This window comes from Micromonospora endolithica, from assembly GCF_003626595.1.
In the GTDB taxonomy this organism is placed as follows: domain Bacteria; phylum Actinomycetota; class Actinomycetes; order Mycobacteriales; family Micromonosporaceae; genus Micromonospora; species Micromonospora endolithica.
In genome coordinates, this window is the sequence record NZ_RBAK01000001.1 from 474,952 (window position 1) to 490,662 (window position 15,711).

Genomic DNA, 15,711 nt, shown 5'->3' on the forward strand with positions numbered 1-15,711 from the left:
ACAAGGGGCCCTTCCTTGCACACCACTCAGCCGCGGCGGTCGAGCCAGCGGCGCAGATCGGCCAGCGGGTCGTCCTGGGTGGGGCGCTGGGGGCGGCGCTCCGGTTCGGGGCGCGGCGCCGGACGACGCGGGTCGCCCACCAGCTCGCGGCTGGGCACCCCGAAGGCCTTCTCCGGCTGGCCGTCGACCGCCGTCGCGATCACCCGGGCGACCGCGTCGATGACCTTCGCCTGCACCGCGCCGCCGACGGAGTCGCTCGGGTCGTCCGGGTTGGCGGCGATGCCGGCCACCGCCACCTGCGGGGTGAAGCCGACGAAGCTCTCCGTGCCGTTCTCCTCGGAGCTGCCCGTCTTGCCGGCCACCGGACGGCCGTCGAGGATCCGGTTCACCGAGGTGGCGGTGCCGCCGTCGCACTGGCCGAACGCGGACTGCTGGCCGACCGGGCAGCGCGCCGCGTCGGTGGCGGCGCGGGCCACGTCGGCGTCCAGCACCCGCTTGCAGGAGGGTTCGCCGACCGGCACCCGCTCGCCGTCGGCGGCGGTCACCGAGACCACCGGCAGCGGCGCGCAGTACGTCCCCTCGGCCGCCACGGTCGCGTACGCGTTGGCCAGGTCCAGCGGGGTGGTGGCGGCCACGCCGAGGGTGAACGAGCCCCAGTTCCCGGCGTTGTCGGCGGCGAACGCGGCGTCGGCGTCGGCGCGGAACTGGATGCCTAGGCGCTGCGCCATCTCGACCACCTTCGCCGGGCCGACCTGCTCGGCGAGCCACACGAAGTAGGTGTTCACCGAGCGGCCGAAGCCGTCCCACATCATCCGGTAGCCGTCCATCCACTCCGGGTTGGCGTTGGCCGGGCACCAGCGGCCGTCGCAGCTGCCGTCGCCCTCGGCCGGGTAGCGGGTGGGCAGCCGGCTGGGGGCGTCGAAGCCGGTGGCCAGGGGCTTGCCGGCCTCCAGCGCGGCCAGCATGGTGAACAGCTTGAACGTGGAGCCGGCCTGGTAGCCGTCGACGCCCGGGCCGCCGGAGATCAGCGGGTTGACGGTGTTCGGGTGGTTGGTCTGCCCGGCCGGGTTCTCCGCCAGGCTGTAGTGCCGGTTGACGGCCATGGCCAGCACCCGCCCGGTGCCCGGCTGCACGGCCGCGATCGGCAGCGCGCGGGCGTTGTCGTACGAGTACGCCCGGGTGGCCTGCTTCTGCGCGGTCGCCTGGACCTGCGGGTCCAGCGAGGTGACCACGGTGTACCCGCCCCGGCGCAGCGCCTGCTCCCGCTCCTCGACGGTGGCGCCGAAGGCCGGCTGGGTCAGCCACCACGTACGCAGGTAGTCGCAGAAGAAGCCCCAGTCGTCGTGGCCGGACGCCACCGCGGTGCAGCCGTTGGGCTGGGCGGTGGGCCGCAGGGTGAGCTTCTCGGCCTTGGCCGCCGCCCCCTGCGCCGCGGTGATCGCCCCGGTCTCGACCATCGAGTCGAGGACGTACTCCCGCCGGTCCAGCGCCGCCTCCCGGTCGCCGGAGATCGGGCTGTACGCCTCGGGTGCCTGGACCAGGCCGGCGAGCAGGGCCGACTCGGCGAGGGTGAGCTGCGCCGGCGACTTGGCGAAGTAGCGCTGGCTGGCCGCCGCGACGCCGTACGCGCCGGAACCGAAGTACGCGATGTTCAGGTACCGGTTGAGGATCTCGTCCTTGCCGAGGCGCTGCTCCAGCGCGTTGGCGTACCGGATCTCCTGGAGCTTGCGCCCGACGGTCTGCTCGGTGGCCGCGGCCCGCTCCTCGGCGGTGCGGCCGGGGTCGGTCTTGAGCACGTTGCGGACGTACTGCATGGTCAGCGTCGAGCCACCCTGGGCGGTCTCCCCGCCGCGCACGTTGGCGACCAGGGCACGGGCCAGGCCGCGCAGGTCCGCGCCGCCGTGGTCGTAGAACCGGCGGTCCTCGGCCGCGACGATCGCCTGCCGCATCGTGGGCGCGATCTCCGCCAACGGCACGTCGGTCCGGTTCACGTCGTAGAACGTGGTGATCAGCGTCTTGCCGTCGTTGGCGTAGAGGTAGGAGCGCTGCGGCGTGGCCGGGGTGCGCAACGCCTCGGGCAGGTCGGCGTACCCACCGAGCGCCGCCTTCGCGGCGAACCCGAGCAGCAGGTTGCCCGGCAGCGCGGCGACCGCCAGGACGAGACCGGCGACGACGCCGGCGAGCAGCACGGTGAACAGCCGCGACAACGGCGTACGGGGGCCCATGGTCCCCAAGGATTGCCACGAATGCCGCCAACCGGCCACCCCCGCGACCAACCTGTCAGCAATTTCACCGCCCCCCACCAGCAATTTCCCACCCCCCCGCTGCGGACCACCCCTCACCCGCCTCCACCCACCCCCTTCCGCGCTGATCATGGGGTTGGCTGGTGGTTGGATCTCCGAATCACCCGCCAACCCCATGATCAGCCCAAGAGGGCGGGGCGCAGCGCGGGAGGGCGGGGCGCAGCGCAAGAGGGCGGGGCGCAGCGCAAGAGGGCGGGGCGCAGCGCGGGAGGGCGGGGCGCAGCGCGGGAGGGCGGGGCGCAGCGCGGGAGGGCGGGAGGCGGGAGCGGGGTGGGGCGGGTGGGGGCGGTCAGGTGGGGCGGGTGGGGGGTTGGGGGGCGGCGCTGAGGCTGGCGGCGGTGGCGTCCCGGATGATCTCGCGGGGCATCAGGCGACCGGAGCGGTAGGCGATGCCGATGCCGGCGATCAGGACGAAGATCGCCCCGAAGGTCTGCAACGACCCGACCAGCGCGCCGGCCAGACCGAGCAACGGCGCGGCGATCATGAGCATGGTCCCGTCGCCGATGCTGAACATCCCGGAGCGGGCCACCGCCCAGCCGGTGAGCAGCCATCCCGCGCTGTAACAGCCCGCGCCGACCAGGACCAGCATCCGAGCGGTGGTGCCGAAGACCGGCGTCTCCTCGGCCAGGCCGGCGAACGGCAGCATCAGCACCGTGCCGGCGATGCTGGCCAGCAGACCGGCCACCGCGGACCAACGGCTGCGGGTCGCGGCGAGCAGGCCGGTCAGCGCGAGCAGGGCGAGCAGGCCCAGCCACACCGCCGCCACCCACGCGATCAGGTAGATCGGCCGGCCGTCGGCCGGGTACGGGTCGGTCGCCACCCCGCCGTCGCTCGCCTTCGCCACCACCCCGTAGAGAACGGCGTACGCGGGCAGCAGCCACACCGCTCCGCGGGCCAGCCGGCGCAGCGACCAGGCCCAGCTCGCGTTGGTGGCCGGCCCCGGGGGCAACGGGTCACCGACGAACGGCAGCACCCCGAATCCCCCGCCGGTACGCCGGGTGCCGATCGGCCCGGCGGGGTCGTGTGCCCCGACCGGGGGCGCGGAGCGTGCCCGCTTAGCCGGTTCCTTCATGCCGCACCTCGCCCGTTCCGCGGGCGGCGCGGGACGCGCCGAGGCGCCCCGATGACTGGTCACCGCCCGTCCTAGGACCGATGGTGGCAGGCACCGGAGCGCCTCGTGAGCAGTTCTCGCGTTTAGCTCAGCCGCGTTCGCGTTGGTCGGACGGGTCGGCCAGCAGGCTGGCCGGGGAGACCGGCTCGGGTGCCGGCAGCCCCTGCGGGGCCTTCCCGCCGGTGGCCTGCGCCTCGGCGACGCGTACCTCGTCGTGGATCTGCTGGGCCGCGGCCGCCGCGGCCTGCGCCGCCTCCGCCGCCTCGCGCTCGACCTGGCTCGCCCCGTCGGCCGCCTCCGGCGACGGCGCGTCGCCGACCATCTGGCTGAGGCCACCGAGCGCGCCGCCCATGCCCTCCAGTGCCTTGGTCAGCTCGGCCGGCACGATCCAGACCTTGTTGGCGCTGCCCTGGGCGATCTGCGGCAGGGCCTGGAGGTACTGGTAGGCGAGCACCTTCTGGCTCGGGTTGGCGGTGTGGATCGCGTCGAAGACGGTACGGATCGCCTTCGCCTGGCCCTCGGCCTGGAGGATCCGGGCCTGCCGGTCACCGTCGGCGCGCAGCACCGCGGACTGCTTCTCACCCTCGGCGGTGAGGATCTGGGACTGCTTGTGCCCCTCGGCGGTGAGGATCGCGGCACGGCGGTCCCGCTCGGCGCGCATCTGCTTCTCCATCGAGTCACGGATGCTGGCCGGCGGCTCGATCGCCTTGATCTCCACCCGGGTGACCTTGATGCCCCAGCGGCCGGTCGTCTCGTCCAGCACGCCGGACAGGTGCCGGTTGATCTCCTCGCGGCTGGTCAGCGCCCGCTCCAGGTCCAGCGAACCGATGACGTTACGCAGGGTGGTGACCGTGAGCTGCTCGATCGCCTGGAGGAAGTTGGAGATCTCGTAGGTCGCGCGGACCGCGTCGACCACCTTGAAGTAGAGGACGGTGTCGATCGACACCACCAGGTTGTCCGAGGTGATCACCGGCTGCGGCGGGAAGCTGACCACCTGCTCGCGCATGTCGACCTTGGTGCGGACCGCGTCGACGAACGGGACCAGGACGTTCAGGCCCGGGTTCAGGGTGCGCTTGTACTTGCCGAGTCGCTCGACGACATCCTGGCGCTGCTGCGGCACGATGCGTACCGCCTTGGCCAGGGTGATCACCGCGACCAGCGCGATGGCTATCAGGAGGGCCGGGAGAACGAATTCCATGTGCTCACCTTTTCGCTTCGGGGAGGTCCCCGGAAGGAGAAATGTCGTCCCGCCACACGAGCGCGGTGGCCCCTCGCACCTGGACCACCTGCACCCGCTCGCCGGGAGCAAACGTCTGGGTCGCGTCGTAGGCGCGGGCCTGCCACAACTCGCCGTCGATCTTGACCATCCCGTGGTCGGTGTCGACCCGCTCCAGCACCATCGCCGCGCTGCCCTCGATCGCCTCCAGGCCGAACGGCTGCTCGCCGCTCTCCAACGCCGAGCGCCGGTGCCGGCGCAGCGTCGGGCGGACACCCAGCACCGTCAGTGCCGACACGATCGCGAAGACGATCGCCTGGATCTCGACCGGCGCACCGAGCGCCGCGGCACCGGCGGCGGCGAACGCACCGACCGCGAACATGATCAGGAACAGCGTCGTCGTGAAGATCTCGGCGACTGCCAGTACCGCACCCAGAACGATCCACCACACCGCGTCCACCACCCGATCGTGACACGACGATGCCAGTGTCATCTAATCGTCATGATCGGTACGCTCCGCCCGTCACCGAGGAGGCGATGTGTCCCTGCTGCCCGAAACCACCCGCCGGATCGACGGCCTGGTCGCGCACGCCCAGGCCGCCGGCCGTACGCCGTCGCTGGTGCTCGGCGTGGTCCGCGACGGGGAGCTGGTGCATGTCGCCGCCGCCGGCGAGCACCCCCGCCCGCACCGCGACCTGCAGTACCGCCTCGGCTCGATCACCAAGACGATGACCGCCACGCTGGTCCTGGCCGAACGCGACGCCGGCCGGCTCGACCTGGACGAACCCCTGGAGGCGCACCTGCCCGGCACCGGCGTCGGCGGCCCGACCCTCCGCCACCTGCTCGGGCACGCCGGTGGGCTGCAACGCGAGCCCGACGGTGACTGGTGGGAGCGGGCCCCCGGGGCCGACCTCGCCACCCTGGTCGCCGGGCTCGACCCGTCCAAGATCGCCTACCCGCCGCTGCGCGCCTACCACTACTCGAACCTCGCCTACGGACTGCTCGGCGGGGTTCTGGAACGGCTCACCGGGCAGACCTGGGCCGACCTGCTGACCACCCGCGTGCTCGCCCCCCTCGGGATGCGCCGCACCACGTACGCGGCCACCGAGCCCTTCGCCCGGGGCTACGTCGTGCACCCCTGGCACGAGACGCTGCGCGAGGAACCGCGCACCGACACCGGCGCGATGGCCCCCGCCGGGCAGCTCTGGTCGACCGTCGAGGACCTGGCCCGCTGGGCGGCCTTCCTCGCCGACCCGGACCCCCGGGTGCTGGCACCGGAGACGCTGACCGAGATGTGCGCCCCGGTGGTGATCAGCGACCCCGAGGCGTGGACCGGCGGGCACGGCCTGGGGATCGAGCTCTACCGGCGGGGCGAGCGGGTGTACGTCGGGCACGGCGGCTCGATGCCCGGCTACGTGGCCGCCCTGACGGTGCACCGGCCGTCACGCACCGCGGTGGTCGGCTTCGCCAACGCGTACGGCTTCCGGGTCGGCCACATCGGCGGGCTGAGCCAGGAGGCGTTGACGCTGGTGCTGGACACCGAGCCGGCGCCGGTCCCGCCGTGGCGGCCGGCCTCGACCCCACCGCCGGCGGAACTGGCCGAGCTGACCGGCCGGTGGTGGTGGATGGGGACGACCCTCGACCTGTCCTGCGACCGGGTCACCGGCGAACTGGTCGCCCACGTGCGCGGCGAGCGGGAGAGCCGGTTCGTCGCGGCGGGGTCGGACCGGTGGCGGGGCCGCTCCGGCCCGGAGAACGGCGAGATCCTCACCGTGCTGCGCGACCCGGCCGGCAGGCCGGTCGCCCTGGACATCGCCACGTTCGTCTTCACCCGCACGCCCGACGACGAGCCCTGACCGTACGACGGGATCAGCCCGGCGGCTCGGTGACGAAGTCGATCAGGCGTTCCATCGCGTTGATCAGCGGGGTCTCCACGTCGGCGAAGCTGTCCACCCGGGAGAGGATGCGCCGCCACATGTCGGCCGGCTCGGCGACGCCCAGCGCCGCGCACACCCCCTCCTTCCACGGTCGTCCCGGCGGCACCACCGGCCACGCCCGGATGCCCAGCGCCGCCGGCTTCACCGCCTGCCACACGTCGACGTACGGGTGGCCGGTGACCAGCACGTGCGGCGAGGTCACCCGGGCCACGATCCGGCTCTCCTTCGAGCCGGGCACCAGGTGGTCGACGAGCACGCCGAGCCGCCGCGTCGGGCCGGGCGCGAAGTCACGGACCTCCGCGTCGAGGGCGTCGATGCCGTCCAGCGGCTCCACCACCACGCCCTCGATGCGCAGGTCGTCACCCCAGATCCGCTCCACCAGGGCGGCGTCGTGGACCCCCTCGACCCAGATCCGGCTGGCCTTCGCCACCTGCGCGCGGACGCCGTCCACCGCGACCGATCCGGAGGCGGTACGCCGGCGGGCCGCCGGCACCGGCGCGCGGGTCGGCCGGCGCAGGGTGACCGGCTGCCCGTCGAGCAGGAACGCGGCCGGCAGCAGGGGGAAGTTCCGCCGCCGCCCGTGCCGGTCCTCCAGCACCACCGCGCCGGACTCGAAGCCGACCACCGCGCCGCAGAACCCCGAGTCGGCGTCCTCGACAACCAGGTCCGGCTCCGCGTCCACCTCCGGGGTCACCCTCCGTCGCCGCCAGTCCCCCGCCAGCACGTCGTCCGCATATCGGCCCGCCATGTCGATCACGCTAGCGCCGGCACCGGCCCACCGCACCGAGCGCCACGCCGTCGACGCGCCACGCCGGTCGGGTCGGACATCGACCGGTGCCCGCTCCTTCGAGGACGCCCGGGGGCGAAACGGGCAGCCGACGCCGACGGAGCGGCAGTCGAGACAGGGGCCGCGGTGACCACGTACCCTTTCGGCATGTCCACCCCCACCGCGGGTGCGGCCACTCTCACGCCGCGCCGGTCGAGCCGGTTCGTCGCCTGGGTACGCGCCTGGCGTGCCGGCCTGGTGCCGTTCGACGAGGTCGCCGACGCGATCGCCGGCGACGAGGAGCACCTGGTCGCCGACGCGCCCGGCACCTGGACCGACGTGCCGCTGCCGCAGGCGCTGCCCACCCTGGCCCGACTCTCGCCGGACGAGATCCGCCTGGTGCTGCCCGCGCCGGGTGATCCGCGCGGACTGCCCGGCCCCGGTGACTTCGCCGGCGCGGCGCTGCTCGCGGGCGAGGCGGTGGTCGCCGGTGCGCTCGGCTTCATCCCGCAGGTCCGCACGCACACGTCCGGATCCGGCGACACCTTCGAGACGGTGCTGTGGCGGGTCTATCCGCTGCCCGAGAACGCACCGGCCGCCTCCCAGGTGCTGCCCGGCGCGGCCGAGGCGGAGGCCGAACTGGCGGCGGCGCTCGCCGAGACGACCGCCGCGCTGACCCGGCTGGACGTCGCCCAGTGGCGACCGGAGCTGGCCGGGGCGCTGGAGGCGCTGCGCCGGCCGGACGGCGCCACCGACCTGCCGCCCGGGTTCGACCCGCGCGCCCGTCGGCTCTTCGCGCGGGCCGCGGTGCTCGACCGGGTACTGGCGCTGGCCGGGCACGCCGCACCGGGCGGCGCGGTCAACAACCACGAGGCCCAGCAGCGGGACGCCGCCCTGCGTCCACTCACCACCGCGTGCCGGCAGGCCCTGGTGGCCGCCTGCAACGCCCCGCTGCGCCCGTAGGGCCGCCGGCCCCACGGGGGCTGTCCGCGTACCTCCCGACCGCGGTCGCGGGGCCCACGGTCCGCCGGCTCCGCGCGGCGGCCGACCGGGACGGTGGTCGGTCAGATCTCGTCGATCAGGTCGGCGACCGAGCCGACGATGCGCGACGGGCGGTACGGGTAGCGCTCCGCCTCGGTGCGGGTGCTGATCCCGGTGAGCACCAGGATCGTCTCCAGCCCGGCCTCCAGCCCGCACAGGATGTCGGTGTCCATCCGGTCGCCGATCATCGCGGTCGTCTCCGAGTGCGCGTTGATCGTGTTGAGCGCCGAGCGCATCATCATCGGGTTGGGCTTGCCGACGAAGTACGGCTCGACGCCGGTCGCCTTGGAGATCATCGCCGCCACCGAGCCGGCCGCCGGCAGGGCGCCCTCCACCGACGGCCCGGTCACGTCGGGGTTGGTGCAGATGAACCGGGCCCCGTCGTTGATCAGGCGGACCGCCTTGGTGATCGCCTCGAAGCTGTAGGTGCGGGTCTCCCCCAGCACCACGTAGTCCGGCGCGAAGTCGGTCAGCACGTACCCGACCGCGTGCAGGGCGGTGGTCAGTCCCGCCTCCCCGATCACGTACGCGGTGCCGCCCGGTCGCTGGTCGGCCAGGAACTGCGCGGTGGCCAGCGCGGACGACCAGATCGCCGACTCCGGCACGTCCAGCCCCATCCGGGCCAGCCGGGCCTGGAGGTCCCGGGGTGTGTAGATCGAGTTGTTGGTGAGCACCAGGAACGGCTTGCCGGAGGTACGCAGCCGGGTGACGAACTCCGGTGCGCCGGGCACCGGCTGCCCCTCGTGCACCAGCACGCCGTCCATGTCGGTCAGCCAGCTCTCGACGGGCCTGCGGTCATGCATGTGTGGTCCCAGGGGGTGTCGGGGCGGAGGTCAGGACGGCCGGCGGGTCGGCACGCAGCAGACCGTCGGGCAGGTGTCCCACAGCGGCAGCTCGCCGAGGCGGCGGCGCAGGGTCGCGCCCTCCGGGTCGGTCCGCTCGCGGACCAGCTCCCGGACCATGGTGACGAAACGGGGGTCGGTGCCCGGCGTACCGGCCCGGACGAAGTCCAGGCCGAGCTGCTTGGCCGTCTCCAGCGCCTCGGTGTCCAGGTCCCACACCACCTCCAGGTGGTCGGAGACGAAGCCGATCGGGCTGACCACCACACCGGTGACGCCCTGCGCGGCCAGCGCGGCGAGGTGGTCGTTGACGTCCGGCTCCAGCCACGGCACCTGCGGCGGACCGGACCGGCTCTGCCAGACCAGGTCGTATTCCAGGTCGGGGGCGGCGGCCGCGTGCACCAGCCGGGCGGTCTCGGCCAGCTGGGCGGTGTACCGGAAGCCGTGCGGGCCGGCGTTGGCGTCCATCGAGTCGGGAATCGAGTGGGCGGTGAAGACCAGTCGGGTGGTGGACCGCTTCGCCGGGTCGAGCTGCGCGAGCGCGACCCTCACCGCGTCGGCGTGCGGCTCGACGAAGCCGGGGTGGTCCCAGAACTGGCGCAGCTTGTCGACCAGTGGGGCGTCCGCGCCGACGGCGGCACGGGCCGCGGCGATGTCCTCCTGGTACTGCCGGCAGGACGAGTAGCCGCCGAACGCGCTGGTGACGAACGCCAGCGCGTGCTGGACGCCGTCGTCGCGCATCTGCGCCACCGTGTCGGCGAGCATCGGGTCCCAGTTGCGGTTGCCCCAGTAGACCGGCAGGTCGATGCCGTTGGCGGCGAAGTCCTCCCGGATCGCGGCGAGCAGCTCCCGGCACTGCTGGTTGATCGGGGACACCCCGCCGAAGTGCTGGTAGTGCTCGGCGACCTCCTCCAGCCGCTCCGGAGGCACCCCCCGGCCCCGGGTCACGTTCTGCAGGAAGGGCATCACGTCCTCGGGCCGCTCGGGCCCGCCGAAGGAAACCAGCACCACCGCGTCGTACGCCATGGTCCTATTCTCGCCCCTCACCCGTCGCGGCCCGGCGACACCCCCGGGTCGAGGGTGTGAGGAAGGGCCCCTTCCTCTACCGGAGGCGTTGACAAGGGGCCCTTCCTCACACCTCAGGCGCCGATGGCGTGGTACCCGCCGTCGACGTGCACGATCTCGCCGGTGGTGGCCGGGAACCAGTCCGACAGCAGCGCCAGGCAGGCCCGCGCGGCCGGCTCCTGGTCGGTCAGGCTCCAGCCCAGCGGGGCACGCTCGGTCCAGGCGTCCTCGAACTGGTCGAAGCCGGGGATCGACTTCGCGGCGATGGTACGCAGCGGGCCGGCGGCCACCAGGTTGCTGCGGATGCCCTGCTTGCCCAGGTGCAGCGCGAGGTAGCGGGACGCGGACTCCAGGCCGGCCTTGGCCACGCCCATCCAGTCGTAGACCGGCCAGGCCTTGGTGGCGTCGAAGGTCAGGCCGACCACCGCGCCGCCGGCGGACATCAGCGGCAGCGCGGCCATCGCCAGGGACTTGTAGGAGTACGTGGAGACGTGCAGCGCGGTGGCGACGTCCTCCCACGGAGCGTCGAGGAAGCCGCCGCCGAGGCAGCTCTGCGGGGCGAAGCCGATCGAGTGGACCACACCGTCGAGGCCGTCGACGTGCTCGCGCACCCTGTCGGCCAGCCCGGCCAGCTGCTCCGGGTCGGTCACGTCCAGCTCGATCACCGGGGCGGGCTCGGGCAGCCGCTTGGCGATCCGCTCCACCAGCGAGAGCCGGCCGTAGCCGGTGAGCACGACCTGCGCGCCGTTCTCCTGGGCGAGCTTCGCCACCGAGAAGGCGATCGAGGCGTCGGTGATGACGCCGGTGACCAGCAGCCGCTTACCGGCGAGCAGTCCTGACATGTGTTGACCTTCCTCCGTGCTTGCTCAGTGACCCATGCCCAGGCCGCCGTCGACCGGGATGACCGCGCCGGACACGTAGCCGGCGGCGTCCCCGGCCAGCCAGGTGACCACCCCGGCGACCTCGTCCGGGCTGGCCATCCGGCCGGCCGGGATCGACTTGCGGATCTCCGCCCTGCGCGCCTCGGGCAGCCCGGCGGTCATGTCCGTGTCGATGAAGCCGGGTGCGACCACGTTGGCGGTGATGTTGCGGCTGCCCAGCTCGCGGGTGATCGAGCGGGCCACGCCGACGAGCCCGGCCTTGCTGGCCGCGTAGTTGACCTGGCCGGCGCCACCGGCGAGACCCACCACCGACGAGATGAAGATCATCCGACCCCACTTCGCGCGGAGCATCTTCGCGGAGGCGCGCTTGGCGCAGCGGAAGGCGCCGGTCAGGTTGGTGTCCAGCACCCGGGTGAACTGGTCCTCGCTCATGCGCAGGAGCAACGTGTCGTCGGTGATGCCGGCGTTGGCGACCAGCACCTCCACCGGACCCAGTTCCGCCTCGACGGCGGTGAAGGCGGCCTCGACCGACTCGGCGTCGGTCACGTCGCAACGCACCCCGAACAACCCCTCGGGGGCGTCACCACCGCGGTGGGTCACCGCCACCCGGTCGCCCTGCTTGGCGAAGGCCTGCGCGATGGCCAGGCCGATTCCCCGGTTACCCCCGGTCACCAGCACGGTACGGGCCACTGCTCCCCCTCTGCTCCACCGATCTCACGTCGCGTCGGAGCCTAGGCGTTACCGGCAGGTAAGCGCTAACGCCCACCACGTCACACCACGGGCCGCGTACCGACCGGCGGCCGTCGTGCGCCGCCCCGCCGGGGGTCCGGCACGCCTCGACCGGGCGCGCGCGACGACATCGGCGGGTGTACGATCACTGACGTCTGCGGGCCGCATGTGCCCGCGTTCCGGGCCCCGCCGACCGCAGGAGGTGATCGCTGTGCGAGATAGCGATCCTCCCAGTCGTGGCCGGGCCGTCCGTCAGCCCCGCTGAGCCACGACTCAGCAGGTGAGCTGACCCGACTCCGCTCCCCCCGCACCGCCCCGCCCGTCCGGCCGCCCGGCCGGTTCCGGTCTGCGGGCGCCCGCCGGGAGCAGGCCCGGTCACGACGTCGTGTGCGCGTCCTGATCAACCCTCGCGGCCCGCCCGCCCCGCCGGCGGACCGTCCAGTCGCCACCGGAGTCTGTCCATGAGCCGCTACGTCGCCCCGCTGGGCTTCACCCTCGCCGCCGTCTGGGTGGCCGTGCTCTTCGTCCTCGCCGGCGGGGGCCACTGACCGCCCCCGCCCACACGCCCCACGCCCCCACCTCGGCGTCGATCTGGATCGACGCGGCGGAGCGGGGGCGCGGGGGCGGTGGTCAGAGCATGCGGGATGACCACAGGAGGCTGAGCGCGCCGGCGCAGAGGGCCAGCAGCAGGGCCACTCCGGCGTACCACTGGGTGATCTCCCGGGGCTCGGTGCGGAAGCCGATCGAGCTGCCCATGTCCTGGTAGACCTGCTTCAGCTCGGTCACCGAGGCCGCCTCGTAGAAATAGCCCTCGGTGGCCTCCGCCAGGTCGGCCAGGGCCAGCCGGTCCACCGGCACCCGCTGCAACTGACCGCCGATGTCCACCTGGCCCGAGTCGGTGCCGAAGGCGATGGTCGACACCGGAACGTTGGCCGCCTGGGCCGCGGCGGCCGCCTCCTCCACCGCCCGGCCGGACGTGCGGTAGCCGTCGGAGAGCAGCACGATCCGCGCCGGCGGCGCCCCGGCCGCCCCGTCGGCGGGCACCGACCGGATCGCCTCCAGGCAGGTGAACACGGCCTCACCGGTCGCGGTCGCCTCGGCCAGTACCAGGCCGTCGATGGCGGCGACCACCGCCTCCCGGTCCTTGGTGGGCGAGACCAGCACGTTCGCCGCCTTGGCGAACGACACCAGCCCCAGGTTGTAGCTCTCCGGCAGCTCCCCGACGAACTGCTTGGCCGCCTCCTGGGCCGCCTCCAGCCGGTTCGGTGCCACGTCGTCGGCCTGCATGGACAGCGACACGTCGATGGCGAGCATCACGGTCGCCCGTTCCAACGGCTCACGGGTGTCCATCGCCGGGCGGGCCAGCGCGCTGGCGAGCACCAGCAGGGCGAGCAGGAAGGCCGTCGCGGGTACGTGCCGCCGCCAGCCCAGACCCCTGGGTGCCAGGGTCCGCAACAGGTCCACATTGGTGAACCGCATCGCGTACGCCCGGCGGTTGCGCTGCCGCCAGACGTACAGCGCGGCCAGGGCGAGCACCGGCAGCACCGCCAGCAGCCACCACGGTTGGAGAAATCGGATCATCGTGTCGTCCCCCGGGTGCGGGCGTGCCGCTGCGCGGCCACGAAACGCACCATGTCCAGCAGCCAGTCTCGATCGGTTCGCAGGCGCAGGTGGCCGGCACCGGCGGCCCGCAGGGCGGCGCTGATCTCCGCCCGCTGGGCGGCGGCCGCCTCGGCGTAACGCCGGCGCAGCCGCGGGTCGGCGGTCTGCACCTCGTGCAGTTCCCCGGTCTCCGGGTCGACGACCGGGAGCACACCCACGTCGGGCAGTTCCAGCTCACGCGGGTCGACCACCTCGATCGCCAGCACGTCGTGCCGGACCCGCAGTCTGCGCAGCGGTCGGGCCCACTGCGGCACCGGAGCCAGGAAGTCGCTGATCACCACCGCGACGCCGCGCCGCCGGGGCGGCCGGTTGAGCATGTCCACCAGCGCGCCGAGGTCGCTTCGCCCCGGCTGGATCCGGGTGCCGGCGATGGCCCGCATCAGGGCGTGCGCCTCCTTTCGGCCGGACCGGGCGGGCAACCGGGTCAGCACGCCGGGGCCGGTGACCGGCGCCGACGCGCGCCGCCACCGACCCACCGGGGCGGCCGGTGCGTTGCCGCTGCCGACCACCGCGCCGATGCGGTTGCCGCCGCGCACGGTCAGGTGGGTCAGCGCCGCGGCGGCGGCCACCACCACCTCGCGCTTGAGCCACCGCCCGGTGCCGAAGTCCAGGCTGGCCGAGAGGTCCACCGCGAGCCACGTCTCCAGCTCCCGGTCGGCCACCGTACGCCGCACGTGCGGCATCGTGGTCCGGGCGGTGACCGGCCAGTCCATCCGGCGTACGTCGTCGCCGGGGCGGTACTCGCGGGACTCCCCCGCCTCGCTGCCCGGCCCGGGGAGCAGGCCGGCGTAGTCGCCCTGGAGCAGGCCGTCGAGTTTGCGGGTGACCATGAGTTGCAGACGGGACAGCACCGCCTCGGTGCGGTCTCCGGGGGTGTCGGAGGGCCGACGAACGGGTGAGGTCACGGCCGCTGCCCGGGCCAACCGGAGCCGGGCGGCGCGGCGGTCGGTGTGGGACTGGCCTGCTGCCGGGGCGCGACCGACGGCAGCGGGATGGTCGACATCACCCGGTGCACGATGTGGTCGGCGGGCACGTCGTCGGCGAGCGCGTCGTAGCTCAGCACCAGGCGGTGCCGCAGGATGTCCGGGGCGATGTCCTGCACGTCCTGGGGCAGGGCGTAGTCCCGGCCGCGCAGCAGGGCCAGCGCGCGGGTGGCCCGGACCAGGCCGAGCGAGGCGCGCGGGCTGGCGCCGTACTGGATGAGCTGGGCGACGTCCGGCATGCCGTGCTCGGCCGGCGTCCGGGTGGCCAGCACCAGGCGCACCGCGTAGTCGACCAGGGCGTTGTGCACGAACACCTGGTCGGCCTTGTGCTGGAGGGCGGTCAGGTCGGCGGTGGTGAACACCGGTGTCGGCTCGGGCGGGGTGACCCCCATCCGGTAGACGATCTCCCGCTCCTCGGCGTCGGTCGGATAACCGACGACGATCTTCATGAGGAACCGGTCCCGCTGGGCCTCGGGCAGCGGGTAGACGCCCTCCTGCTCGATCGGGTTCTGGGTGGCCATCACCAGGAACGGGCGGGGCACCCGGTGGGTCTCGCCGCCGATGGAGACCTGTCCCTCGCTCATCACCTCCAGCAGCGCCGACTGCACCTTGGCCGGGGCGCGGTTGATCTCGTCGGCGAGGAGGAAGTTGACGAAGACGGGGCCCAACTCGACGTCGAACCGCTCGCTGGACTGCCGGTAGATCCGGGTGCCCATGATGTCGGCGGGCACCAGGTCGGGGGTGAACTGCACCCGGGCGAAGGAACCCCCGACCACCTTGGCCAGCGTCTCCACGGCGAGGGTCTTCGCCACACCGGGCACGCCCTCCAGGAGGCAGTGCCCCCGGGCGAGCAGCGCGACGAACATCCGCTCCACCATCCGGTCCTGACCGACGATCACCCGCTTGGTCTCGAACAGCGCCCGCTCCAGCAGGGTCGCGTCCTCGGCCGGCGTGGTCGCCGGGGCGGGTGTCTCCGGGCCGGCCCCGTTCGGGGTCGGGGCGTCGGGCATGGTCGGCTGGGCCACCGGTCCTCCACAGCGTGATCGGTCGTCGCGGCGTCGTGCGTGTCAAGACTCGCATGCCCGGCTGAGTGGCGAGGTGGGGAGAACCCCTTTTTCGCCGCGTCGCCCGGTTCGTCGAATCGCCGATCACGGGGTGGACAGGAACCGCCCTGGCGC

14 protein-coding genes are annotated in these 15,711 nt (G+C 73.5%); 2 read left to right on the forward strand and 12 right to left on the reverse strand.

Annotated elements, in window-relative coordinates:
• Positions 1-26: 26 nt before the first annotated feature.
• From D7223_RS02110 to D7223_RS02125, 4 genes are all read right to left on the reverse strand, one after another.
• Positions 27-2,225 (reverse strand): transglycosylase domain-containing protein, encoded by a 2,199-nt coding sequence (locus tag D7223_RS02110; protein ID WP_120724183.1) that lies wholly within the window; start codon positions 2,223-2,225, stop codon positions 27-29.
• Between the two features lie 367 nt (positions 2,226-2,592).
• Positions 2,593-3,375, reverse strand: a complete 783-nt coding sequence (locus D7223_RS02115; RefSeq protein WP_120724185.1) for a hypothetical protein — start codon at positions 3,373-3,375, stop codon at positions 2,593-2,595.
• Positions 3,376-3,502: 127 nt separating this feature from the next.
• Positions 3,503-4,612, reverse strand: a complete 1,110-nt coding sequence (locus tag D7223_RS02120) for an SPFH domain-containing protein (protein WP_120724187.1) — start codon at positions 4,610-4,612, stop codon at positions 3,503-3,505.
• Between the two features lie 4 nt (positions 4,613-4,616).
• On the reverse strand, positions 4,617-5,090 hold the full coding sequence (locus D7223_RS02125) for an NfeD family protein (RefSeq protein WP_120724189.1): 474 nt from the start codon (positions 5,088-5,090) through the stop codon (positions 4,617-4,619).
• A gap of 79 nt (positions 5,091-5,169) precedes the next feature.
• Here D7223_RS02125 and D7223_RS02130 point away from each other — a divergent pair, with 79 nt between their 5' ends.
• The gene (locus D7223_RS02130; protein WP_120724191.1) at positions 5,170-6,486 is read left to right on the forward strand and encodes a serine hydrolase domain-containing protein; all 1,317 of its coding nucleotides are present in this window, start codon (positions 5,170-5,172) and stop codon (positions 6,484-6,486) included.
• 13 nt (positions 6,487-6,499) lie between these two features.
• Here D7223_RS02130 and D7223_RS02135 read toward each other — a convergent pair whose 3' ends face one another.
• On the reverse strand, positions 6,500-7,315 hold the full coding sequence (locus D7223_RS02135; protein WP_120725642.1) for a DUF3097 domain-containing protein: 816 nt from the start codon (positions 7,313-7,315) through the stop codon (positions 6,500-6,502).
• Positions 7,316-7,501: 186 nt separating this feature from the next.
• On the opposite strand from D7223_RS02135, the gene D7223_RS02140 reads away from it, so the two are divergent.
• The gene (locus D7223_RS02140) at positions 7,502-8,296 is read left to right on the forward strand and encodes a hypothetical protein (RefSeq protein WP_120725644.1); all 795 of its coding nucleotides are present in this window, start codon (positions 7,502-7,504) and stop codon (positions 8,294-8,296) included.
• A gap of 101 nt (positions 8,297-8,397) precedes the next feature.
• Here the strand turns inward: D7223_RS02140 and D7223_RS02145 are convergent, their stop codons facing one another.
• The 7 genes from D7223_RS02145 to D7223_RS02175 all read right to left on the reverse strand — a co-directional run bounded on the left by D7223_RS02145 (position 8,398) and on the right by D7223_RS02175 (position 15,558).
• A complete protein-coding gene (locus D7223_RS02145) occupies positions 8,398-9,177 on the reverse strand; it encodes an HAD-IIA family hydrolase (protein WP_120724193.1) in 780 nt (259 codons plus the stop codon).
• Positions 9,178-9,207: 30 nt separating this feature from the next.
• Entirely contained in the window at positions 9,208-10,239 is a 1,032-nt protein-coding gene (locus D7223_RS02150; protein ID WP_120724195.1) for a ferrochelatase, read from the reverse strand.
• A gap of 113 nt (positions 10,240-10,352) precedes the next feature.
• Positions 10,353-11,120 (reverse strand): enoyl-ACP reductase FabI, encoded by a 768-nt coding sequence (gene fabI, locus D7223_RS02155; protein ID WP_120724197.1) that lies wholly within the window; start codon positions 11,118-11,120, stop codon positions 10,353-10,355.
• 24 nt (positions 11,121-11,144) lie between these two features.
• Entirely contained in the window at positions 11,145-11,849 is a 705-nt protein-coding gene (gene fabG / locus D7223_RS02160) for a 3-oxoacyl-ACP reductase FabG (RefSeq protein WP_120724199.1), read from the reverse strand.
• A 669-nt stretch (positions 11,850-12,518) separates the two neighbouring features.
• Entirely contained in the window at positions 12,519-13,469 is a 951-nt protein-coding gene (locus D7223_RS02165; protein ID WP_120724201.1) for a VWA domain-containing protein, read from the reverse strand.
• Complete coding sequence (locus D7223_RS02170) at positions 13,466-14,473, reverse strand: DUF58 domain-containing protein (protein ID WP_120724203.1); 1,008 nt, start codon at positions 14,471-14,473, stop codon at positions 13,466-13,468. Before D7223_RS02170 ends, D7223_RS02165 begins: the two co-directional genes overlap by 4 nt.
• Positions 14,452-15,558, reverse strand: coding sequence for an AAA family ATPase (locus tag D7223_RS02175; RefSeq protein ID WP_120724205.1), 1,107 nt, complete (start codon positions 15,556-15,558; stop codon positions 14,452-14,454). Before D7223_RS02175 ends, D7223_RS02170 begins: the two co-directional genes overlap by 22 nt.
• Between the last annotated feature and the right edge of the window lie 153 nt (positions 15,559-15,711).